The organism is Chryseobacterium hilariae (genome assembly GCF_051400735.1).
Taxonomy (GTDB): Bacteria; Bacteroidota; Bacteroidia; order Flavobacteriales; family Weeksellaceae; genus Chryseobacterium.
Window position 1 is genome coordinate 214,175 of the sequence record NZ_JBLFFJ010000005.1, and the last position, 22,721, is coordinate 236,895.

Sequence of the window (22,721 nt, forward strand, 5' to 3'; positions counted from 1 at the left end):
TATCTTGCGCTGCATGCTGGTAATCTTACGGCGCAGGATCTCTATTACTCAATACTCCATTTCAAAACATTAACGATTTATATTAAACTCTAGAATTATGATCAAAAGAGTTGCCTCAGGCATTGCGATAAGCACCCTTTTACTAACTGTCGGCTGCAGTCAGAAGAAAGAAGAAAAAGAAGAAGCCGCAGTATATCCTGTCACCAGTCCTGTCAAAATGGACACCGTGATCAATAAAGAATATGTAGCCCAGATCCAATCTGCAAAAAACATTGAGGTCCGTGCACAGGAAAAAGGATTCCTTGAAAAAATTTATGTGGATGAAGGCCAGTATGTCCATGCAGGACAAACCCTGTTCAGAATTATGCCTCAGCTGTACCAGGCCGAATTATTAAAAGCTAGAGCAGAAGTAGAGCAGGCCAGCATTGAATTAAAAAACGCCAGCACCTTAGCGAGTAACAACATCGTTTCTAAAAACGAAAGAGCAATGGCCAAAGCAAAGTTGGATGCCGCCAATGCTGAAATGAAACTGGCACAGATTCATTTATCTTTTACCGACATTAAAGCACCGTTTTCAGGGGTAATCAACAGAATTCCTTTAAAATTGGGAAGCCTTGTAGACGAAGGTGATCTGCTGACTTCTTTATCAGATAATACCAATGTTTACAGCTATTTCAATGTTTCAGAACCTGAATATTTAACTTATCAGACACACGCTGCCGACAGAGGGAGCAATCAGGTATCTTTGATTATGGCTAATGGCGAAATGCTTTCTCAGAAAGGAGAAATTCAGACCATAGAAGGAGAATTCGATAATGAAACAGGAAACATTGCCTTCAGAGCAAAATTCCCCAATCCGGATAAACTGCTTAGAAACGGCGAAACCGGAAAAGTACAGATGACTCTTCCTGTGCATAATGCACTTATCATTCCGCAGAAAGCGACTTATGAAATTCAGGATCAGAAATATGTATTCATCATCGATAAAAATGGAATGGCAAAATCCAGAAATATAAAAATAGCTTACGAGCTGCCGGATCTTTATGTGGTAGCTTCGGGGCTTGAACAAGGAGATAAAATCCTTTTAGAAGGAGTACAGAAGGTAAAAGACGACCAAAAAATACAGACCAAATTCCAGGATCCTAAAAAAGTTCTTCAGTCATTGAAACTAAAAGCAGAGTAGTCTACTCGTAAAACGAAGCAGTATGTTTAAGAAATTCATCCGCAGACCTGTTCTGTCTATCGTGATCTCGCTGATCATTGTATTTATGGGAGTTCTGTCGCTGGTAAAACTTCCAGTGACCCAGTTTCCCTCCATTTCACCACCTAAAGTAAATATCACCGCAGAATATCCGGGAGCCAACAACGAACTATTGATTAAATCAGTCGTTATTCCCCTCGAAAGAGGATTGAACGGAGTTCCGGGTATGAAATATATGACCTCCGATGCCGGTAACGATGGCGAAGCTTCCATTCAGATTGTATTTGATCTCGGAACAGACCCCAATGTTGCTGCGGTAAACGTTCAAAACCGTGTATCTTCCGTTGTCAACAAACTTCCGCCTCTGGTAGTGCGTGAAGGAGTAAAAATTACCCGTGAAGAACCTAACATGTTGATGTACATTAACCTGTACAGCGATGATCCAAAGGCTGACCAGAAATTCCTTTTCAACTATGCTGATATCAATGTGATGTCTGAGCTGAGAAGGGTAAGTGGTGTAGGTTTTGCAGATATCCTCGGAACCCGTGAATATGCCATGCGTATCTGGCTTAAACCGGACAGGCTGACCGCTTACAATATTTCCGCAGACGAAGTGATGGAATCTCTGAACCAGCAGAGTTTGGAAGCTTCCCCCGGAAAAACAGGAGAAAGTTCAGGAAAACGCTCTCAATCCTTTGAATACATTCTGAAATATTCCGGACGTTTCAATAATGAAAAAGATTATGGGAATATCATTTTAAAAGCAAAACCGGGTGGAGAGTTTGTAAGATTAAAAGATGTGGCTGATATAGAATTCGGTTCGTCAATGTATGATATCTATTCTACATTGAACGGAAAGCCTTCTGCAGCGATCACTGTAAAACAGTCCTACGGTTCCAATGCAAGTGACGTTATCAAAAATGTAAAAACTTTGATGAAAGATCTTGAGAAAAACAACTTCCCGAAAGGAATGCATTACGACATCAGTTATGATGTTTCCAGATTCCTGGATGCATCCATGGAAAAGGTTATTCATACCCTATTTGAAGCCTTTATCCTGGTAGCAATCGTGGTATTCCTGTTCCTTGGAGACTGGCGTTCAACCTTAATTCCTGCGCTGGCGGTTCCGGTTTCACTGGTTGGGACATTTGCCGTCATGTCCGCATTTGGAATCACGTTAAACATGATCTCGCTCTTTGCATTGGTAATGGCCATCGGGGTCGTTGTCGATGATGCGATTGTGGTCATTGAAGCCGTCCATGCCAAGATGGAAGAAAAAGGCCTTTCCCCATTAAAAGCAACGGAAGAAGCGATGCATGAAATCAGTGGGGCGATTATCGCGATTACTTTGGTTATGGCGTCCGTATTCATCCCGATTGCGTTTATGTCCGGTCCGGTGGGAGTATTTTACCGTCAGTTTTCTATTACCATGGCTTCTGCGATCATCCTTTCAGGGGTTGTAGCTTTGACACTGACTCCGGCTTTATGTGCTTTGATTTTAAGAAACACTCACGGAAAAGTTAAAAAGAAAACCCCGATTACCATTTTCCTGGATAAATTCAATAATTTATTTACGAAAGGTGCTGGGAAGTATGAGAAAATGCTGAATAAAACAGTTAAGAAAAAATCCATCACACTTCCTTTACTGCTGGCATTTTGTGCATGTACATACTTCCTAAGCAACTCACTTCCTTCAGGATTTATTCCGGCGGAAGATCAGGGAATGATATATGCCATTATCCAGACGCCTCCGGGATCTACTCTGGAAAGGACCAACCAGATTGCCAAAGAATTATTACGAGAATCTGAAGATATTGATGGTGTGCAGTCGGTTTCTTCACTGGCAGGTTATGAAATCCTGACAGAAGGTACAGGGTCCAACTCAGGAACATGTCTGATCAACCTTAAAAGCTGGGAAGAACGTAAAGAATCCGCTGCTGAGATTATTGAAAAGCTTGAAGAAAAAGCCAAGAATATTCCCGGCGCCAATATAGAATTCTTCCAGCCTCCTTCCATACCGGGGTATGGTGCCGCAGGAGGTTTTGAGCTCCGTCTGCTGGATAAAGCCGGAAGCGGGGATTATCATAAAATGGAGCAGGTAAGTAATGATTTTGTAAGAGAACTCAAAAAGCGTCCTGAGCTAGGATCTGCATTTACCTTCTATTCTGCAAGTTTTCCTCAGTACATGCTGAAGGTAGATAACGATCTAGCCGAACAGAAAGGAGTAACAATTCAAAGTGCTATGGATAACCTGTCTACCTTAATAGGGTCTAACTATGAGACCAGTTTTATTCGTTTCGACAGACCTTATAAAGTGATCGTGCAGGCAGGTCCTCAATACCGGGCTTTGCCTACAGATCTCCTGAAACTATATGTGAAAAATGATAAAGACCAGATGGTTCCGTATTCAGACTTTATGAGAATGGAAAAGGTATATGGACTATCAGAAATTACAAGACATAATATGTATAATTCTGCAGAAGTAAGCGGGACTCCGGCACCGGGATACAGTAGCGGCCAGGCTATTAAAGCGATCCAGGAAGTTGCAGATAAAACGCTACCTAGAGGCTCTGGTATCGACTGGGCCGGTATTTCAAAAGACGAAGTGAGTAGGGGAAATGAAGCTGTATTTATCTTCCTGGTCTGTCTCGGATTTGTATACCTGATCCTTGCAGCGCAGTACGAAAGCTTTATTCTGCCGTTGCCGGTAATTTTGTCCCTTCCAACAGGTATTTTCGGAGCATTCTTATGTCTGAAATTGCTAGGGCTGGAAAATAATATCTATGCTCAGGTTGCCATGGTCATGTTGATTGGTCTGTTGGGTAAAAATGCGGTATTGATCGTAGAATTTGCCGTTCAGAAGAAAGCAGAAGAAGGAATTCCTGTAGCTAAAGCGGCAATCGAAGGGGCAGCGATCCGTTTCCGTCCGATCCTGATGACTTCATTTGCCTTTATTGCAGGTCTTATTCCATTGGTAATGGCAACCGGACCGGGAGCCGTAGGAAACAGAACGATTGGTACTGCAGCTGCAGGAGGAATGCTGATAGGAACTGTTTTCGGTCTGATGATTATTCCGGGGCTGTATTATATTTTCGGAACCATCGCAGAGAAATCTAGACTGGCAAGATATGAAGAGGAAAATCCTTTAACAGAACAAACTGAACCTTATCAACACGATGACAAACATGAAGATTTATAATAAATATATAGCAGCCATTGCCCTATCGCTTATACTCACAGGCTGTAGAGCTCCGATGGCCACCATTATAAAAGATGAAGTAAAAGAAAACCTGCCTCAGAATTTTAATCAAGAAGAGCAGGATGCCAATGCAAACAGCGGAACAACTCCCTGGAGGCAATTTTTTACAGATCCAAATCTGGTGAGCTTAATCGAAACCGCTTTGAAAAACAATCAGGAATTACTGATCACACTTCAGGAAATTGAAATTGCGAAAAGTGGGGTATTGGCTAAAAAAGGAAAACTGACACCAACGGTATCAGCCGGAATAGGAGCTGGAATAAAAAAAGCCGGCCGCTATACCAGTGAAGGAGCCGGTGATGCCACTACAGAAATAGAACCGGGAAGAGAAATGCCCGATCCTTTGGGCAATTTTGAAGGTGGATTAATGGCCAACTGGGAAATTGATATCTGGAAAAAGCTCAGGACTGAAAAAGAAGCGGCTGTTGCTCATTATCTTTCTACGGTTGAAGGGAAAAACTTTGTCCTTTCCAATCTTATTGAAGAAGTAGCGGACAATTATTATGAACTGTTGGCACTTGACAATCGGTTGGATATTATTCAGCAGTACATCAAGTTGCAGGAAAGAGCGCTGGAAATTTCAAAAATTCAGAAAGAAGCTGCTGCAGCTACGGAACTGGCTGTTAAAAAATTTGAAGCAGAGCTGGCAAAATCCAAAGCTGCAGAATATACGATCCGTCAGGACATCACTGAGAAAGAGAATCAGATCAATGCACTTTTGGGAAGATATCCGCAACCTATCGCGAGAACGAAAGAAAATTTTATGTCTACGATGCCACAAACTGTTTACACAGGGATACCGTCCCAGTTACTGGCTAACCGTCCGGATATCAAACAGGCGGAATTGGAATTAAAAGCCGCCAAACTGGATGTACAGGCAGCGAGAAAGGAGTTTTATCCGTCACTTGAAATTTCTGCCACATTAGGATTGGAAGCTTTTAAACCTTCTTATCTGGTAAAAATACCTGAATCTATTGCTTATAATCTGGCAGGAGAACTGGCAGGTCCGCTGATCAACAAAAGCGCGATCAAAGCGAACTTTCAGACTGCTGATGCTAAACAGATACAGTCGTTGTATGAGTATGACAAAACGATTTTACATGCCTATCTGGATGTAGCGAATTTAATGTCAAAGATCAAAAATATTGATCAGTACTATCAGATGAAGTCCCAGGAAACCAAAGCTTTGGATCAGTCTATTGATATAGCGAATCAATTATTTAAAAATTCAAGAGCGGATTATCAACAGGCACCTGTCAAAAAATGTCAGCTCTGTGGACAGAAATAAAACGGTTTTGGATTATATCAATGACCGTGAAATTATTACCTTGAGGGAAGGAGAGGGATATTGTGTGAACTATAACAGGCATCAGGCTGCAGTTCCCTTTTTAAAGGCCTACCTTCCTTATTACGGTCAGACTGTAAATATTGCAGTATATCGGGATTTTATTTTTTCTGTCGTACAGATCGCAGAATATATCGATCGGAAACTGAAATCCGTACAGGCCTTTGAGCACACCGTTTATGTTAAACTAAAATCAGAGGCCAAATTCAAAGTGCAGATGAGTCATCAGTTTCTCACGATCTGCAATTAAATTTTTACACCAAACATTCATATCTAATTATATTGATGGAAGACCCTCAACAGTTTTCCAGACAAATCCTGGCAGAAATGCCGGGATTTTTTTATTCACTCACTAGTAAGAGTAAATAAAAAAGCCTTAAACAATTAAGTTTAAGACCTTTGTCTTCTTGCAGAAAGGAAGGGATTCGAACCCTCGATACAGTTACCCGTATACTACCTTTCCAGGGTAGCTCCTTCAACCACTCGGACACCTTTCTATTTGAGACTGCAAAAATAGGGTAATTTCTGGAATCTGCAAATTATTATTTAAAAATTACTCAGTAATTTCTCCGCAAAGGCTCTTGGTGAAGTTGTCTGCAAAAGTTCCGGAGTAATTCGGGTTATCTATCAGGTGCATCGCTTTACTGATAGCGCTTTCTGCAGTCATATCTTTTCCACTAATAGCTCCAATCCTTGAAAAAATATTACTGTTCTCATACTTTCCGAACGAAATACCGCCTGAAATACACTGACTTACCACGACAATTTCAGTTCCGTTGTTTCTGATTTCCTGAAGCGTTTCCCGCGTTTTCTCACTGCTGAAAATAGTTCCCGAACCGAAAACCTGAAGAATTAAAACCTTCATTTTAGGAATTTCTTTAAAGTGGCTCAGATGCATGCCCGGGAAAATTCTCCAGAACAGAATATCTTCAGAAATATGTTCATCTACATGAAATTCTATATCAGGATCACACCGGTAAAGATTATCCTTGATAATATTTAAATGGACACCGGATTGTCCCAGTAGTGGATAATTCGGACTCGCATAAGCATCAAAATACTCCGCAGAATATTTCAGTGTTCTGTTCCCTCTTAATAATTTATACTCAAAATAAACGGCAACTTCCTGGATAACTGCTTCATCATTTTCATAAAGACTTGCGTAATAAAGGCTTGTCAGAAGATTTTCCTTTGCATCCGTTCTCAAATCGCCGATCGGAAGCTGTGAACCAGTCATAATTACAGGTTTTCTAAGTCCTTTCAACATAAAACTTAAAGCAGAAGCTGTATAAGACATCGTATCCGTCCCGTGAAGGATCAGGAAACCGTCATACAGTTCATAATTTTTGAGGATATAATTAGCAATAACCTTCCATTCCTCAGGTCCCATATCCGAAGAGTCCAGCGGTTTGGCAAATGGATGTACGAACACTTCGCATTCCATTAATTTCATCTCGGGCATTTTTTCGAAAATATTTCCAAAATCAAATGCACGCAGACTTCCGGTTTCATAATCTTTTTCCATACCGATGGTTCCTCCGGTATAGATGAGCAGGACTTTTCGTTTCATGAATTACTTTTTTCTAAGAAATTGAGCCTCGTTCAGGTTCATAGCTCAAAATTACGTTAATTTGCAAAGATTTGAAAATGAATGGAAGATTTAGCGCAAACTTTTGAATATTTAAAGCAGTTTTTAACAGAGGAAAGACTCTCAAAGATAGAACATTTCTCCCAGGAAAGTTCTGATTTTGTCCTTCCTGTGATGGATGATGTCTACCAGTTCAGAAATGCAGCAGCTATTATAAGATCAGTGGAAGCAAGTGCGTTTCATAAGGTGGTGGCAATGGAGGAAGAGAATGTTTTCGATCCTAACCTTACTGTAACCAAAGGTGCCGAAACCTGGGTAGAAGTTGAGAAAATGCCTAAAAATATAGCCTCATTACAGAATATTAAAAGCAGAGGATATAAAATTCTGGCTGTGTCCCTTGAAAAAAATGCTGTTATGCTTCCAGATTATCAAATCACAGAACCTATCGCTCTCGTATTTGGAACTGAGAAGGAGGGAGTGTCAGAAGAAGTCTTGGATTTTGCAGATGAAACACTGGCTATCCCGATGTACGGTTTGACAAGAAGCTACAATGTTTCTGTAGCCGCAGGTATCTGTATGTATGAATTGAAACAGAAACTGATTAAATCAGGTATTGATTATAAGTTAAACGAAGAAAAACTGATGAAAATGAAGATCCGCTGGGCCGTGAATTCAATGCGAAGCGGACATCAGATTTTCGAAAAATACCTTAAAGATCATAATCTGGAAATGTAGGAAAATTTGTTGATTGATTGATAAATAGACGCTCCTAATTTCTAACTTCTAATTTTTCATCATATTAAAATAATTCCACGCCGCGACAAACACACCCGCCGTTTCCGTTCTCAGCCTTTGATTTCCAAGTGAAACTGCTTTTACATTACTGTCGGACAAAAATTGAATTTCCCTTTCAGAAAAATCCCCTTCAGGACCAATCAAAAAAGTGATCTGTTTAAGGGAAGGAATGTTTTTAAGTTCAATCCTTTCAAGATTTTCATGGCAGTGTGCCACAAAAGTGTGTTTCGGGTCAATATTTTTTAAGAAATCTGTAAGCTTCACCGCATCATTAATAATAGGGAAATGGAATCGCAAGCTTTGCTTGGAGGCGGCAACAGCCTGCTTTCTGATCTTGTCAATATTGATATTTTTACGTTCAGTTTTCTCTGTAATAATAATACTGATCTCTGCGATACCCATTTCCACAGCTTTTTCCACAAAAAACTCGATCCTGTCGATGTTTTTCGTTGGTGCAATGGCAATATGAAGTCGGGGACTAAAATCCGGAGTATTTGTTTTAATTTCAGAAACTTCTAAACCAGCCTTCTTTCCTTCAAGAACTAATTTTCCGGAAGCAATATTTCCCTTTCCGTCTGTTACGTGAATTTCTTCACCATCTTTCATACGAAGAACTTTCACAATGTGCTGTTGTTCTTCGTCATTAATTATTGCTTTTCCGTTATTGATTTCGCCAAAAAAAAGTTTCATATATTGATATTTAGAATGCGCCTGAATTTTATTTATAAGTATGATTAAAAGGTAATTTCATTATCGCTTATAAATGCTACACCGGTTTTTATCGTGGTATAAATATCACCTTCACAGTCTCTATATGAACATGCGTAAATTTCTTCAACCCACTTATTATTCATAAAAATTAAATTCAAATACTCGTTTTTTCTTAAATTATTTTTGATGGATAAGTAATCTCCTTCTTTGGGTTCGTAAGAAAAGCTAAATACATTTTCTGAATTGATCTTCTCTATGATCTCCTCCTTTATATTTTGAACATATCCAATTTCTGAACTTATCATTAAATAATCTTCATCTCCATCTTTTTCTGTCACTTCATTTTTTCCTATAACGGTTTCTAAAACCCAATAATATTTTGAGTTCTTTTTAGAATGCGTTCCCAGTATTTTTTCTTCTAATAGTATTTTCATAAATCATATTTTGCAGTTGCGGAAGTTCTCAGATCCGTAAATTCACCTCTTTCAAACTTCAATTGAGCAACCATGGCAATCATAGCAGCATTATCGGTTGTATATTCAAATTTTGGAATGTAGATATTCCAGCCTAATTTTTCATGATTATCCTCCATTACTTTTCTCAAAGCAGAATTGGCAGAAACTCCACCGGCGATAGCCACCTCTTTTATATTCAATTCTTTAGCAGCTTTTTCAAGTTTGGTCATCAATATTTCAATGATTGTTCTTTGAACCGAAGCACACAAATCATTCAGATTTTCTTTAATAAAATCCGGATTTTTTCTGACCTCTTTCTGAATAAAATAAAGAACGGAAGTTTTGATCCCGCTGAAAGAATAATCATAATTCTCCATTCTAGGCTTGTTGAATGTAAAAGCATCAGGATTTCCTTCTTTGGCCAGTCGGTCTATAATAGGTCCGGCAGGATAATCAAGGTCAAAAATCTTTCCGATCTTATCAAACGCCTCTCCAGCAGCATCATCTATTGTTTTTCCGATAATTTCCATATCAAAATAATCCTTCACCAATACAATCATCGTATGACCTCCGCTTACCGTAAGACACAGAAAAGGGAATTGAGGCGGCATAGGATTTGCATCCTCAATGAAATGGGCTAAAATGTGTGCCTGGAGATGATTTACTTCAATTAATGGAACATTTAAGCTCATTGCCAAAGACTTAGCAAATGATGTTCCTACAAGAAGTGATCCTAAAAGTCCGGGACCGCGTGTAAATCCTATAGCTGAAATAGCATTTTGTTGTATATTTGCTTTAGTAAGAGATTTTTCAACAACGGGGATTATATTTTGCTGATGCGCTCGCGATGCCAGTTCCGGAACCACACCGCCATATTCTTTGTGGATGGCCTGATTCGCAGCAATGTTGGATAGAATACAGTTTCCCTTGATGATAGCTGCTGAGGTGTCGTCGCAGGACGATTCAATACCTAAAATTATAGAGTCGCTCATAATAATGGCAAAGTTAGAGAATAATAACGAGAATGAGAATAAAAAATCAGTAACTGAGAACCTAAGTGATCAGGTACAGAAGACTGTTGAAGATGTAGAAGGAGCTGTAAAGGAGACCGTTAAGGAAGCATCTGAGCTGGCATCAGATGCTATTCATCATCCTGTAGAGACAGCCGAGGAATTTGGGAAGCAGGCTGTAAAAGATGTCACCAGTTATTCATGGTGGGCAAAGCTTCTCCTGATCCTTTTCTGGTTGGGAGTTATTCTCGTTGGAGGGATACTTATTGCCATTAATCTTCCGGCCACCAAACGATGGGCGGCCAATCAGGCACTTCAGATCGTAAACAAAGACTTTAAGGCTGGGATGTCTACAGAAAGTGTAGAAGTAGATTATTTTGGGGACGTTACCATAAAAGGATTAAAAATAAAAGATTATAAAGGGCTGGAATTCATCAAAGCAAGAGAATTCCGCGCCAATTCAGATTGGATGTCTCTCGCTTACAATGCCATTTCAGGAAACAGCAATTCATTAAGCTTTAATTCCCTTACCCTTGTTAATGCAGATGTAAAGGTTATAACCTATAAAGGTGACAGTATTTCCAATTTTATCAGGTTTACACAGCTCTTCGACAGCGGAAAGAAAAGAGATCCGAAAAAGCCTCCATTCCAGTTGGATTCCCGTGTACAGATCATTGATTCAAAAGTTTCTATTGTGAGTCAAAACTCCCCGGGAGAACCCGGAAAATGGCTTACTGCCACAAACTTTAACTTAAAAGCACCCAATGTAAAGATCAACGGAGCCAATATTTCGGCGCTGATTAATAATATGTCTTTCGTTACTGAAAGATGGGGGAAATCTCATTTTGTAGATACTTTTTCTACTGAGCTTTCTTTAACGAATGAATTTCTGTCACTAAAGGATCTTACCCTGAATACAGATCACTCACTGCTTCAGGGGAATATCAAATTTCATCTTAATGACGGTTCGTGGTCTGATTTTGCAGACCGTGTACGCTGGGATATGGAAATCCAGCAGGGAAGCCAGCTGAGCGGATATGATATCAGCTACTTTGTGACGAACTGGGATAACTTTAAACCATTCAACCTTGCCGGGAAAATGACCGGCCCCTTAAATAAATTCTATTTAGAGAATTTCCTGATCAGAAACCCTGACGTCAATATCGCAACCAAAACGATGAGGGTCGACAGACTGCTGAAAGGAAATTTTTCCATTGAAACAAACGACCTTTCTGCTGATTTTACATATAAAGACCTCAAAGCGATGATGCCTTCATTTATTTCTAAAAAGATGAAGAATTTCGCAGATGATTTTGGAAAACTGAAGTATAACGGAACAGCAAAGGTAAATCCGGAACAGGTGTACGTTGCCAGTGGAAACCTGATTACTGGAATAGGGCAGGCTAAGATCACTAAACTCTCGCTTACCGGATACAGCACAGCAATGCCCAAGTATTTAGGATTTGTGGATGTAAAAGATCTTAATACCTCTGTCATCACCAAAAGTAAGGCTGTTGGTCTGATCTCCGGTAAATTTGATATTAATGGGCAGAGTTTTGATGTCAATACAATGCGTCTCACCACGAAATCCCAGATTACGAGCATCGAAATTATGGATAAGCAGATCAGTAATTTGTACCTTGACGGACTGCTGGATCATAAAAAATATAATGGACTTATCACCGTGAATGATGAGCAGGCTAAAGCAACGATTAAAGGGCTTATTGATTTCAGTACCTCAAGGGTTGCGATGGATGTAAATGCAGATGTCACTTCTCTGAATATGAATTATTTTACCAATAAACCGGGAAGCCAGATCGTGAGCGGACGGGTAGAGGGTAAAATGTCCATGTCTAATATTAATGATCTGACTTTGGATGTGGATGCCAATGATATTCACTTTGCTACCGCTACGCAAAAATATATTATTCCTACAGCGAAATTAAAAACTTTTGTAGAAGCCGGCGGACGTGTCATTGATGTTGATGCACCTGGTGCTGCAAGCGGTAAAATATCAGGGAAATATAACCTTGCTGATCTTGCGGGCATGGTTGAGAATGGAATCGGAAGAATTCTGGTAGGCCCTCCACCGAGAAAATTATACAGAGGTCAGAATTTTAAAATGAATTTTGATGTTCAGCAGGGCGTTGTGAATTATTTTCTACCTGATCTGAAGCTTCCGCAGGGCGCCGTGGTAGAAGGAGAGTATAATGGAGATTCAAATGACCTGATTCTGAATCTGGATGCAGCCTCTCTGAAATATATCATGACGAAGAAGGAAGAAATTTCGGATGCGGACAAAGCTTTGGCAGCCGCCAATCCTGAATACAAGATCAATGACAGAAATAATATTTCCAGAGACAGTGCGATGATCGACAGTGTTATGGTAAGAATCAATACGGCAAACCTTAATGAGCAGCTGTATGCGAGAATCAGCAAACTGGTATACAATAAAAATATTATCAAGGATTTTGAACTTAAAGGTAAAAATGAAAACAATACAGCCCTTCATCTGGCCACTACCTTCAAGCATGGAAGTCCGGAGGATGAGCTGAATGATAATCTTAAAGCTTATGCCATTAACGTAGATCAGTCTACGAATGCTGCCGGGGATTACGTTTTCAGGTTTGAGCCTACAGAAGTTAAGTTCAATGAGGTTACCTGGGCAATAGATACAAGCCCCGAACTGGATCATTCCATTACTTACAGAAAAAATGCAGGAGATTTCGATATCAGGAACCTGCGTATATATTCAGATAAGAGTGCCCTGTTTATCAAAGAAGCACAGTTCAAATCTGCCAAAGACTTCTATGTAGACGCGGATATTGAAGAATTTGCTGTTGAAAAGCTCCTTGAAATGCAGTCCGGTGGAAATCCTATGGGAATAAAAGGTCTGGCGAACGGAAGTGTAAAGATCAAAATGGATAAAAGCACTTTACAGCCACTCGTAGATCTTACTGTAGATAATATTGTTATGAACGGAAACCAGATGGGTGACCTTACTATTTCTGCTACAAACGGTTTCTCTCTGAACGTTTATGATGTAGATGTAAAGGTGGCTTCGGCAGGAATCCTGGGAAATAACAACCTTCATCTGACAGGGACTGTCAATAATAACACCGCTTCTCCTACAATTGATCTGACTGCGGAAATGCGTGATTTTGACCTTGCTTTTACCCAGCAGTTTGTTCAGACTGTTTTCGGAAATATCAGAGGAAAAGCTACGGGTGACCTGAAGATCAACGGAAAATTAAGCGATCTTGATTATAGCGGGGATATAGCTTTGAAAGGTTTCGGTCTGAAACTTCTGTTTACCGGTGTAGATTATTCATTTGATGATACGGTGATTCCGCTTTCCCGCGGACTTGCAATCCTTAATAATATTGAAGTTCATGACGGAAGATCCAATTCTAAAGGAACAATTTCCGGTGCGATCCAGTTTGAAACGATTTCGTCAATGGGGGTCAATCTTGTAATGAGGGCTGATAATCTTCTTATGCTGAATACGAGCCAGAAAGATTATGATCTGTTCTGGGGAAGAGTTTATGGTCAGGGAGATTTGTATGTAGACGGGCCTGTTTCCGGATTGAGTATTTCAACTCCTAATATGAAAGCCTTGAACGGAAGTAACTTTACCTTTAATTCCAGCTCGACATCCAATGTTGAAGAATTTAAAATGCTGAGGTTCCTGAAAGAAGGAAAAGACGGGCTTATCACGCTGGAAGAAAAGAAGAAGACGGGAACTAATATGCGGATCGACTTCAGCCTTGATGTGGATAGAGGAACTACGGTGAATGTTCTTGTGGGCGATGATGTAGGTAATATTACGGTAAAAGGAACTGCAGACAGGCTGAGGTTCCAGATGGGCAGGCAGGGCGGAATTGCTATGAATGGTACATATAAAGTAGATAACGGAACATTTGTTTCCAAGGCTATTCTAAATAAAACATTCCAAATAGAAAAGAACAGCAGCATCAGATGGGATGGGGATGCAATGAAGCCGGCACTAGATATTACAGCTAATTACGTAAGAATGGTTTCCAATGCAGGTGAATATTTAAGCATGGGGAAACTGCAGCCGATCAGTGTATTGCTTCAGGCTAGTATTACCCAATCTCTGATCGATCCGAAAATTGACCTGAATGTAACTGCCCTTGATGTTTCCAGCCAGGTAAAAGAAACATTAGCAGCCAAGATGAGCCAGGAAGGCGAAAAAGTGCTTCAGTTTGGTTCTGTCCTGCTGCTGAGCACCTTTAATGTATCCAACAGTGGAGGAGTGGATTTTGATGTAGCCGGTGTAGCGGAATCTTCCGGATATAATATGCTTCTGAAGCAGCTGGGATCTGTTCTTAATACAATGAGCAACGAATTCCAGATCGATTTGAATTATGTAAAAGGAGACCAGAATTCCAACACTGGTGACCGGGCCAATGCCGGGGTAAGTGTGGCTCTTTCACCAAGGGTAAATATTAAAACCGGACTGGGAATTCCTCTGACAAAAACGGAAGGCACACAAACCAATTATCTTTCTGGTGAAGGATCTATTGAATACGATGTTTCTAAAAAAAATGACGGAAGTCTTGTTTTGAGAGGATATTCCAAGCCTACCAATATTGGAATGGTAAGTACTAATGGCTCTGCAAATCAGGCCTATGGTGGGGGAGTTGTGTGGAGTAAAAGCTTTAATTCTCTATTTAAAAAGAAGAAAAAAGATAAAAAACAGCCGGAAGCTAAGACGGAAATAAAAACAGATTCTACAAAATCGACTAGTAAATAATCGTAATATTTTAATGATTTTTATCATCCGTGTTAATTATTGTTAATGTTTAATATAATTTTTTTAGTTAAATTATTTTTTATAAATTTGCAACAAATACATAGATTTTTTAAGAAAATTGTAATTTAACTAATATGAACTATCAACTGGACGAAATAGACAAGAAAATTCTTGATTTCTTAGTCGAAAACACAAGAATGCCTTTTACTGAAATTGCAAAACAGATGGATGTTTCCGCTGGAACAATTCACGTAAGAGTGAAAAAAATGGAGGATGCAGGTATTATTTTGGGATCATCTCTTAATATCGATTATGGCAAGCTGGATTATCACTTTACAGCTTTCATTGGGATCCTTTTGACAAAATCAAACCGCACTCAAGAGGTATTGAAGGAGCTTTCGGTACTTCCAAATGTAATCGAAGCTAGCGTTATTTCAGGAAAATATAACATTTTCTGTAAAGTAAGAGCTAAGAATACGGAAGATGCGAAGAGAATTATTTATCAGATAGACGATATCCAAGATGTAATGAGAACCGAAAGTATGATTTCTATGGAAGAATACTTGAGCGACAAAAACAGATTGATCAACGCTATTTCTATATAATTCAAATTTTAAACGAATATTATATTAAAGAACTTATGAATATATTCATAAGTTCTTTATTTTTGCACCTATGGAAGAATACAGTTACTTTGACGAGGATCCAAAGAAAGGATGGGGCTTTATTTTAGCATTTGCAGCGTTGATGCTGTTCACCATTATGGGGCTGGGAATTGATATAGATGAATATCTTCAGCATGAATATCTTCAGATTCCGAGATGGTATTTTTTCGTCATCTTTTCCATTGACGTACTGATGATTATTGGGCTTATTCTGATGTTCTTTTACAGGAAAATCGGGATCTTTATGTTCCCTGCATTGCTTGTACTGCATTTTTTTATGCACAACTATTATCTGTCCACATTCTTGTATACTGATGTCACCAATCTTTTCCTGTTTACGGGCTTCGGGATGCTGGCAATTATTCCGAAATGGAAATTCTTCCGCTAGAGGCCGATGTATTTAAGTTTTAATTGCTATTCATAAAGGCGTATTGTCTTGTTTTAAAGGGCTCTTGCTCCAGGTTTCCCATTTTCCTGTATATGGATCGTAACCGCATTTCAGAGGCTTAGAAGTGTCTAATCCTTCATTATTTACATGATTGCGTTCCGTATAGGCTCTGCAGTCTGTACAAACATATTTGAACTCACAGTCTTTACAGATTTCTATTTCATCTTTGGTGAGATTCCAGTATTTTTTGAATCCTGGCTTTATCAATGCATCTTCAAGATTGATATCGTTTATGTTTCCAAAGTTTTCAGTCATTAAAGGGCAGTTTTTGATGTTGCCGTTTATATCTATTCCTATTTTTTTATGGAGACAGGAATTATGGTTTACCGCTTCTGAAACTTTTGAAATATTAGTGTTGAAGTATTTTAGATCTACTTTTCCGCAGGAGGAAATCTTCATTTCTTCTTCAGTAAAATATAAGCTGAATCTGAATTCATCTTTTATTCTGAAAGGTTTTTTTCCGCAACTGTAAAAAACGATATTATATATTCTCTCCGTATTCTTATGAAGAGTACTTACAAAGAGCTTATTTACATCCTCATGGAATGGAGAAAAAATTTCTATTCCAGATAAAACGGAAGTGGCAAAAATCTGATCAATCTCTATGAAATTTTCAGCTGTGAATTTTTTAGTGCTGTAAAGAACCAGATGCTTTATTCTAAAATGTTCTATTGATAGCTTTATTTTTTTCAATACAGAAATTTCTGAAAACTCTATAAAAATTTCTGAAAGAATGCTGGGTTCATCATATTCATAGGTAAGAAGTGGGAAGTTTTTGTCCCAATTATGCTCTGTGATAAATCCATATTCATTTTGCAGCAAAATATTTAAATATTCCTTGACCATAACTTTTGATTCTTCGTCGTAACCATCAGTGACATTTTCTATACAATGGGTTTTTAATTCCTGTATGAGATCATACAATTCCAAAGGGTATAGCTCCGATACATTCCTTTGAAGGTCTGATATTAAAATTCTGCCTGCTCCTTTTGTAACCAGTATGTTTGAAAACAAATTGAAATATTTCATAATAATCGGGTTAATGGTTTTACGGGTTTTTCCCTTACATAAAAATTACTTTGGTATTTCTCACATTTCAGGATACAAATAGTGTTACTATCGATCTTTTTAGAGCTTTTATGTTTAAAATACTCCATATGTTTAAATGATAAAGGCAGCTTATGCTTTTCTCCAAATTTTTTTTTCATAAATAATCAGCTATTTTTCTAAATAGGGGATAATTGCAATGATAGGCTACATTTGCAAACTGTCCTACAGGATTTACCTCCAGGAAGTAGTAGAAATCTCCACTTTTAATAAAATCCAAAGAACCGCAATTAAGATCCAGCATCTTCATCAGCTTGTGAATCTTACCTTCTATATCTTTAGGAAGACTATATCTGATATTTCTGTTAGGCTTTTCATTATTATACTTTCTGAAATCTGTTTTAGTCTGGTCATCATTCTGGGAAAAAATAGCCATGGAATAGCATTCACCGTTCAAATAAAAAGTTCTGATCTCAAAATCCTTTTCTATTTTTTTCTGAAAAAAGGAAATAAAGAATTCTTCTTTTTCAATTTCTTCGATAATTGTCGTATACATAATTCCGTCCTCATTTTCAGATATATCATCCAATATCACGTTGCCTGTGATCGACTTTGTAATGGTTTCATTCAGGAGAACTTCATTGGTATTTTCAGCAAGAAAATATTCAGGAACATTTAGTCCTATATTCCGGGCATACTCCAATACCATGAGTTTATTGACATGACTGTTGCTTTGTTTGTTAATATGCTTTTTGGATTCTAATGTCTGGAGTATATAATCTTCCAGCCAGTGCTGGGCTTCATTCATATAGATATTAATAGAATTATTACTGTACTGATAGCGTTTGAACAAAAGCCCTCCTCTCCTGTACCATACGCTTCGTATTTCATCAATAAAAAAGCTGTTTTTCTGGCTTTGCAGAAAGAACCGTTTTTTATTAACTTTAATGTCAAAAATTTCATCATCATTCACAAGAATAAAGTCCTTATTCATCGAAACCAGCCAACGTATAACTTCTATCGTTGTTCTGTCATTATTATTAGAAAAAATCAGTATCATTTGTTTCTTAGGCTGTCTGCGAGGTCTTTTGCTAGTTTGTTCCGGTATTTCAGGCTTGGAAGGCCAATACTTTTCCGGTTCCGGTTTACTTTCGCTGAATCTGTTATATTTTGATATCCCTGATAAACACCGTAGGTATAAGGTATTTTATGATGTAGGTTATTTCTGTCCACCATTGCTGCGTAATCCCGTGGAGGGCACTCGCCGGACTTTACATATTCCAGGATTTTTGCTTTGAAGTACGGATGGTATTCATCATAATCTGCCATATGAAGAAGTATTACATCCATCGGCATAAAAGTATCCTTGTAGTATAAACCAATTTTTTGTTTGGAAGGAAAGCCATGGTTCTCAAAAGCCCATTTCAGTAGTTCAGCATTTTTCAGGTCATTTTCGGTGCGATCAGAATTATTAAGGCGTCCTCCATACTGATCACGAGCAAATGCAACAACAAAAGAATCAATCAGCATCTTGTCATGCTTACTTTCCCATTGCGCAACTTCCTGTTCTATGTTCATGCTGTCAATTCCATATTTTTTATAAAGCTTTATGAATTTCGGATCTTCCTTTTTATATCTCCAGTAAGGAGCAATTAAAGGAATCAGGCGATAAAGGCTTTTCTGACCTCCGAAATTTTTGCCATATTTATCTGAAACCCTGATGTAGGTTTCATATTCTTCTATACGCTCCTGGTTGAGGGAACGGTATTTCCTGAACAGTTTTTTGTATTTTTTTATGGCTTTTTCAGGCTGTTTGGCCATTCTGTAGATACTGTCGATTTCGTTTACTTTGTTGTAGTAGATGATATAATTTTTGCTTTTACAGCAGTAAAAAAAGAAACAGATAATTATAGAAGTTAGCCCCAGGTATCTGATATTTTGATTTTGTTTCATATGCAGGATTTGCTATCGCAAGAATTAATCATTAAAACTGTCTGAACAGATAAACAAACAGGACTGTTATGGTCCTGTTTGTAATCTAAACCTAATTAATAAGGAGCAGTAGGGTTGGCTCCTTCAATGGTTAGGGTCATTGTTTTGACACCATCTTTATAATATTCCGTATCAGAACAGTTATTTCCACATAGTGTCTGACTTGAAGTTCGAGAGGTTTCACTTCCTCCGATAATGGTTCCCAGATTGTTCATCTTTTTGTTTTCTAATGAAGAAAAACCGTTCTTCATTCCTTGGAGCTTTTTCATAATTGAATAATTTTTAGTTAAAATTTGTGTTGTCATATAAACCCTGACATGGGTTTTTGCCATTCTTCATTTCATCCCATACTGTACACTTACAGGCGAAATGCTGAATTTTAATCAACGTTGATTTTTCAAAACTATAAACAATTATATCCCGTTGATGTGATTAAATGTGTAGTTTTTTTGTAAAAATATAATGGGCTGACACCGTATTGTACATGTTTAAATAAATCTTAAAAATACGGGTGTCTTGAAATTTTATCCATTACATATGACGGGATTTGAGGGGTGATCTTATAAAATTGAGTCATTAAATAAAACTTTGATATATCTATTGTATCAGATAATTATTTATTGTACATACAAAAAAATAGCGTATAAAATACATCAAATCAAGATTAGATCATTTATATTTTTCATCTACTTTTGCAGATTAATAATGATCTTAAACTGAAATGACAAAATGAACGTATGGAAAGTCTCAAACAACTCAATATTGAATTAAAAAATTATCTTGAAGAAATTAAGGGAGCGTTCATTAAAGATCTTGTACAAATGCTCAAAGGAGAAAATTTAGATTACCTCAGGGGAAAGACTAAAACAGATGTTAAAGCTCTTTATTTTGAATATGAGTATGATTTTTTAGATATCGTAGGTTGGGCTGCAGGTCAAAAAGGAGATATCATTACCCAGACGACTGCACTGCCCCGTCAAAAGAAAAAGCAGGCCAATGAAAGTGAGGACTGGAACTCTTTTCTGCCTGAAAAGATATGGACCGGAGCTTCAGACTTGCAGAGTCGTTATGAAGATGAAGACAACTTTGATGATCTTTGGGACGAATATAATGATGAAAAATACAGGCTGTTTGAAAACTGGTTCATTGAATGCTGGAAAAAAGCTGCAGAACATGCCCAAGTTCATATTGATGCCTATTTTTCAATTCATGACACCTACTTCAGAACAGAGCTGAATACTTTTACAACCATTAATGATGATGAGATTGCAGAACGTTACAAACAATAATTAAACATTAAATACATTACTATTTATTATGAACACCTATCAATTTTACAAAAAAGAAGGAAACCTTTTTATTTTCAAAAACCAACCCATATTTAGTTTGGTATTGGTTATTCTTATATTTCTTGCTGCAGGGCTTGCTTATAAATATAATTTCCCTTTATTGGGCTTATTCTTAATTGTGTTTACAGGACTGATCATTGCTAATTTCTTTGCAAAAAAGTTTGTGATTGATCCGCAACAGCAGACCATTACCTGTAAACCCAGTGTTTTTGTTGCTTCAAAAACCTATGCTTTCCAGGATTTTACAAATTTTGAAGTTTTGACGACGAAATACCTTGGGCTCATTGCCATGAATGTATTTCTAAATATTCATTTTGAGGTGAATGGAAAAGAACAGAAATTTGCGATAGGGCAGGCTCTTAACCATAAAGCAATACAAAAAATGGTAAACGAAACCGAAGATATTATGGGTTTAAATGAAAACTTACGATGAATACCAAAGACCGATATAAATTTGAAGATAACGGCAGTGAAATAAGTTTTATGCCTGATTACAGCTTTCTGCACACCTTAAAATGGTGGCTGGGCGTTGGTATTCTTGCCATTCCGGTGTTGTATTATTTCAGAAATATACTATCTGAAAATGCCTTTACCATTGCCTTAGTTATATGGGGAGTCTATATGGTTTATTTTGTATGGGATCTCCTTTTTAAAGTCCCTGTAAAATATATTTTCGATAAACGGGAGAAGAGCATTTACAAAAGACTATTTTTTACTAAAAAAATTATGAGCTTTGAGGAGATGACTTATTTCATTAATGATGAAAGCGGTGCCTACTCTTATGTTATCGGAAAAAAAAGAAATCAGTTTGTAAAGAACTACAGAATCAGCAATTATTTTTCAGGCTCTAAAGCATCCCGGGTAAAAGAAGAGGAATTTTTGAAAAATATATTATATCCAGTGCTTGATGTACTTGATATTCCTATAAACAGACCACAGTAATAATATTAATAGAAGAAAAAATTATTATTTCAAAAATGAATGCTGTAGCCATTTCTCTTCTCCGGAGAGTTGCAAAGATTTGACGGGGTAGTTAAAAAAAGCTCGGGCTGTTTCTTCGAAACAGCCCGAGCTTTTATGATATAATTGATCTTAGTTCGCTAAAATTCTCTTCACTGCTTCTTTTACAGCAGCTGCATCAATTTTATATTTCTTCATCAATTCTGCAGGTGTAGCAGATTCTCCGAATGTATCATTTACCGCAACAAATTCCTGTCTTGTAGGTCTTCTTCTTGCAAGCATTCCCGCAACAGATTCCCCTAAACCGCCAAGATAGTTGTGCTCTTCAGCTGTAACGATCTTACCTGTTTTTTCAACAGATTTAATGATGATCTCCTCATCCAAAGGTTTAATGGTGTGGATATTGATCACTTCACAAGAAATACCTTCTTTTTCAAGCTCATCTGCAGCTACAAGAGATTCCCAAACAAGATGCCCGGTTGCAACAATCGTTACATCAGTACCTTCCTGAAGAAGAATTCCTTTTCCAATTTCGAAAGGCATATCTTCCGGGATGAATACAGGGACTGTAGGTCTTCCGAATCTTAAATATACAGGGCCATCATGTTCAGCAATAGCGATAGTAGCCGCTTTAGTCTGGTTGTAATCACATGGGTTGATTACCGTCATGCCCGGTAGCATTTTCATCATACCGATATCTTCCAAAACCTGGTGAGTTGCACCGTCTTCCCCTAAAGTAAGACCGGCGTGAGATGCACAGATCTTTACATTTTTTCCGGAATAGGCAATAGACTGGCGGATCTGATCATACACTCTTGAAGTAGAGAAGTTCGCGAAAGTTCCTGTAAAAGGAATTTTCCCTGTAATGCTCAAACCAGCAGCAATTCCCATCATATTAGCCTCTGCAATACCTATCTGAAAGAATCTTTCCGGTGCTTTTTCAATGAATTTTTCCATTTTTAAAGAACCGATAAGGTCTGCACAAAGTGCCACTACATTAGGATTTTTGTCGGCAAGTTCTGCTAATCCGGCTCCGAATCCTGAACGCGTATCCTTTTTTTCTGTATATGTATATTTCATTTTTACTAAAGTTTTTGATAGTTGACAAACGATGCTTTC

At 38.0% G+C, this 22,721-nt stretch carries 20 protein-coding genes and 1 tRNA gene; 11 read left to right on the plus strand and 10 right to left on the minus strand.

Translation table 11 applies throughout. The features are described from left to right. Positions 1 to 97 precede the first annotated feature (97 nt). From ACMGDK_RS15830 to ACMGDK_RS15845, 4 genes are read left to right on the plus strand one after another with little or no spacing between them, the layout of a single operon-like run. Complete coding sequence (locus tag ACMGDK_RS15830) at positions 98 to 1,183, plus strand: efflux RND transporter periplasmic adaptor subunit (RefSeq protein ID WP_436808838.1); 1,086 nt, start codon at positions 98 to 100, stop codon at positions 1,181 to 1,183. Between the two features lie 22 nt (positions 1,184 to 1,205). Next, positions 1,206 to 4,400, plus strand: coding sequence for an efflux RND transporter permease subunit (locus ACMGDK_RS15835; RefSeq protein ID WP_436808839.1), 3,195 nt, complete (start codon positions 1,206 to 1,208; stop codon positions 4,398 to 4,400). Continuing rightward, positions 4,387 to 5,748 carry a TolC family protein gene (locus ACMGDK_RS15840; protein WP_436808840.1) on the plus strand — a complete coding sequence of 454 codons (1,362 nt, stop codon included), beginning with the start codon at positions 4,387 to 4,389 and terminating at the stop codon, positions 5,746 to 5,748. Before ACMGDK_RS15835 ends, ACMGDK_RS15840 begins: the two co-directional genes overlap by 14 nt. Then, a complete protein-coding gene (locus ACMGDK_RS15845; protein WP_436808841.1) occupies positions 5,735 to 6,055 on the plus strand; it encodes a hypothetical protein in 321 nt (106 codons plus the stop codon). Before ACMGDK_RS15840 ends, ACMGDK_RS15845 begins: the two co-directional genes overlap by 14 nt. A gap of 160 nt (positions 6,056 to 6,215) precedes the next feature. On the opposite strand, the gene ACMGDK_RS15850 is transcribed toward ACMGDK_RS15845, so the two are convergent. Together ACMGDK_RS15850 and ACMGDK_RS15855 are read right to left on the minus strand one after the other, a co-directional pair. Then, positions 6,216 to 6,302, minus strand: a tRNA-Ser gene (locus tag ACMGDK_RS15850). Positions 6,303 to 6,358: 56 nt separating this feature from the next. Then, positions 6,359 to 7,375: an asparaginase gene (locus tag ACMGDK_RS15855; RefSeq protein WP_436808842.1), complete on the minus strand. Its 1,017-nt coding sequence runs from the start codon at positions 7,373 to 7,375 to the stop codon at positions 6,359 to 6,361. 81 nt (positions 7,376 to 7,456) lie between these two features. Between ACMGDK_RS15855 and ACMGDK_RS15860 the strand changes: the two genes are divergently transcribed. Beyond that, positions 7,457 to 8,128 carry a TrmH family RNA methyltransferase gene (locus ACMGDK_RS15860; RefSeq protein ID WP_436808843.1) on the plus strand — a complete coding sequence of 224 codons (672 nt, stop codon included), beginning with the start codon at positions 7,457 to 7,459 and terminating at the stop codon, positions 8,126 to 8,128. Between the two features lie 48 nt (positions 8,129 to 8,176). On the opposite strand, the gene ACMGDK_RS15865 is transcribed toward ACMGDK_RS15860, so the two are convergent. Genes ACMGDK_RS15865 through tsaD form a run of 3 tightly spaced genes read right to left on the minus strand, consistent with a single transcriptional unit; the run spans position 8,177 to position 10,346 of the window. After that, complete coding sequence (locus ACMGDK_RS15865) at positions 8,177 to 8,878, minus strand: RsmE family RNA methyltransferase (RefSeq protein ID WP_436808844.1); 702 nt, start codon at positions 8,876 to 8,878, stop codon at positions 8,177 to 8,179. Between the two features lie 44 nt (positions 8,879 to 8,922). Further along, entirely contained in the window at positions 8,923 to 9,333 is a 411-nt protein-coding gene (locus ACMGDK_RS15870; protein WP_436808845.1) for a hypothetical protein, read from the minus strand. Beyond that, positions 9,330 to 10,346: a tRNA (adenosine(37)-N6)-threonylcarbamoyltransferase complex transferase subunit TsaD gene (tsaD, locus tag ACMGDK_RS15875; protein ID WP_436808846.1), complete on the minus strand. Its 1,017-nt coding sequence runs from the start codon at positions 10,344 to 10,346 to the stop codon at positions 9,330 to 9,332. The genes ACMGDK_RS15870 and tsaD overlap by 4 nt, the downstream gene beginning before the upstream one ends. Positions 10,347 to 10,350: 4 nt before the next feature. Here tsaD and ACMGDK_RS15880 point away from each other — a divergent pair, with 4 nt between their 5' ends. From ACMGDK_RS15880 to ACMGDK_RS15890, 3 genes are all read left to right on the plus strand, one after another. Next, positions 10,351 to 15,141 carry a translocation/assembly module TamB domain-containing protein gene (locus tag ACMGDK_RS15880; protein WP_436808847.1) on the plus strand — a complete coding sequence of 1,597 codons (4,791 nt, stop codon included), beginning with the start codon at positions 10,351 to 10,353 and terminating at the stop codon, positions 15,139 to 15,141. Positions 15,142 to 15,275: 134 nt separating this feature from the next. Next, a complete protein-coding gene (locus ACMGDK_RS15885) occupies positions 15,276 to 15,746 on the plus strand; it encodes an Lrp/AsnC family transcriptional regulator (RefSeq protein ID WP_034703315.1) in 471 nt (156 codons plus the stop codon). Positions 15,747 to 15,816: 70 nt separating this feature from the next. Continuing rightward, entirely contained in the window at positions 15,817 to 16,194 is a 378-nt protein-coding gene (locus ACMGDK_RS15890) for a hypothetical protein (protein WP_436808848.1), read from the plus strand. Positions 16,195 to 16,224: 30 nt separating this feature from the next. Here ACMGDK_RS15890 and gwsS read toward each other — a convergent pair whose 3' ends face one another. The 4 genes from gwsS to ACMGDK_RS15910 form a co-directional block, all read right to left on the minus strand. Next, a complete protein-coding gene (gwsS, locus tag ACMGDK_RS15895; protein WP_436808849.1) occupies positions 16,225 to 17,283 on the minus strand; it encodes a grasp-with-spasm system SPASM domain peptide maturase in 1,059 nt (352 codons plus the stop codon). A gap of 175 nt (positions 17,284 to 17,458) precedes the next feature. Next, on the minus strand, positions 17,459 to 18,361 hold the full coding sequence (gene gwsG / locus ACMGDK_RS15900; protein WP_436808850.1) for a grasp-with-spasm system ATP-grasp peptide maturase: 903 nt from the start codon (positions 18,359 to 18,361) through the stop codon (positions 17,459 to 17,461). Further along, entirely contained in the window at positions 18,358 to 19,254 is an 897-nt protein-coding gene (locus ACMGDK_RS15905) for a hypothetical protein (protein WP_436808851.1), read from the minus strand. Before ACMGDK_RS15905 ends, gwsG begins: the two co-directional genes overlap by 4 nt. Positions 19,255 to 19,349: 95 nt before the next feature. Beyond that, entirely contained in the window at positions 19,350 to 19,562 is a 213-nt protein-coding gene (locus ACMGDK_RS15910) for a TIGR04139 family peptide modification target (RefSeq protein WP_436808852.1), read from the minus strand. 468 nt (positions 19,563 to 20,030) lie between these two features. Here ACMGDK_RS15910 and ACMGDK_RS15915 point away from each other — a divergent pair, with 468 nt between their 5' ends. Genes ACMGDK_RS15915 through ACMGDK_RS15925 form a run of 3 tightly spaced genes read left to right on the plus strand, consistent with a single transcriptional unit; the run spans position 20,031 to position 21,584 of the window. Further along, positions 20,031 to 20,582 carry a hypothetical protein gene (locus tag ACMGDK_RS15915; RefSeq protein WP_436808853.1) on the plus strand — a complete coding sequence of 184 codons (552 nt, stop codon included), beginning with the start codon at positions 20,031 to 20,033 and terminating at the stop codon, positions 20,580 to 20,582. A 28-nt stretch (positions 20,583 to 20,610) separates the two neighbouring features. Next, positions 20,611 to 21,075 (plus strand): hypothetical protein, encoded by a 465-nt coding sequence (locus tag ACMGDK_RS15920; protein ID WP_436808854.1) that lies wholly within the window; start codon positions 20,611 to 20,613, stop codon positions 21,073 to 21,075. Further along, positions 21,072 to 21,584, plus strand: a complete 513-nt coding sequence (locus tag ACMGDK_RS15925; protein ID WP_436808855.1) for a hypothetical protein — start codon at positions 21,072 to 21,074, stop codon at positions 21,582 to 21,584. The genes ACMGDK_RS15920 and ACMGDK_RS15925 overlap by 4 nt, the downstream gene beginning before the upstream one ends. 150 nt (positions 21,585 to 21,734) lie before the next feature. Here the strand turns inward: ACMGDK_RS15925 and ACMGDK_RS15930 are convergent, their stop codons facing one another. Beyond that, the gene (locus tag ACMGDK_RS15930) at positions 21,735 to 22,682 is read right to left on the minus strand and encodes a transketolase family protein (RefSeq protein WP_436808856.1); all 948 of its coding nucleotides are present in this window, start codon (positions 22,680 to 22,682) and stop codon (positions 21,735 to 21,737) included. Positions 22,683 to 22,721: the final 39 nt, after the last annotated feature.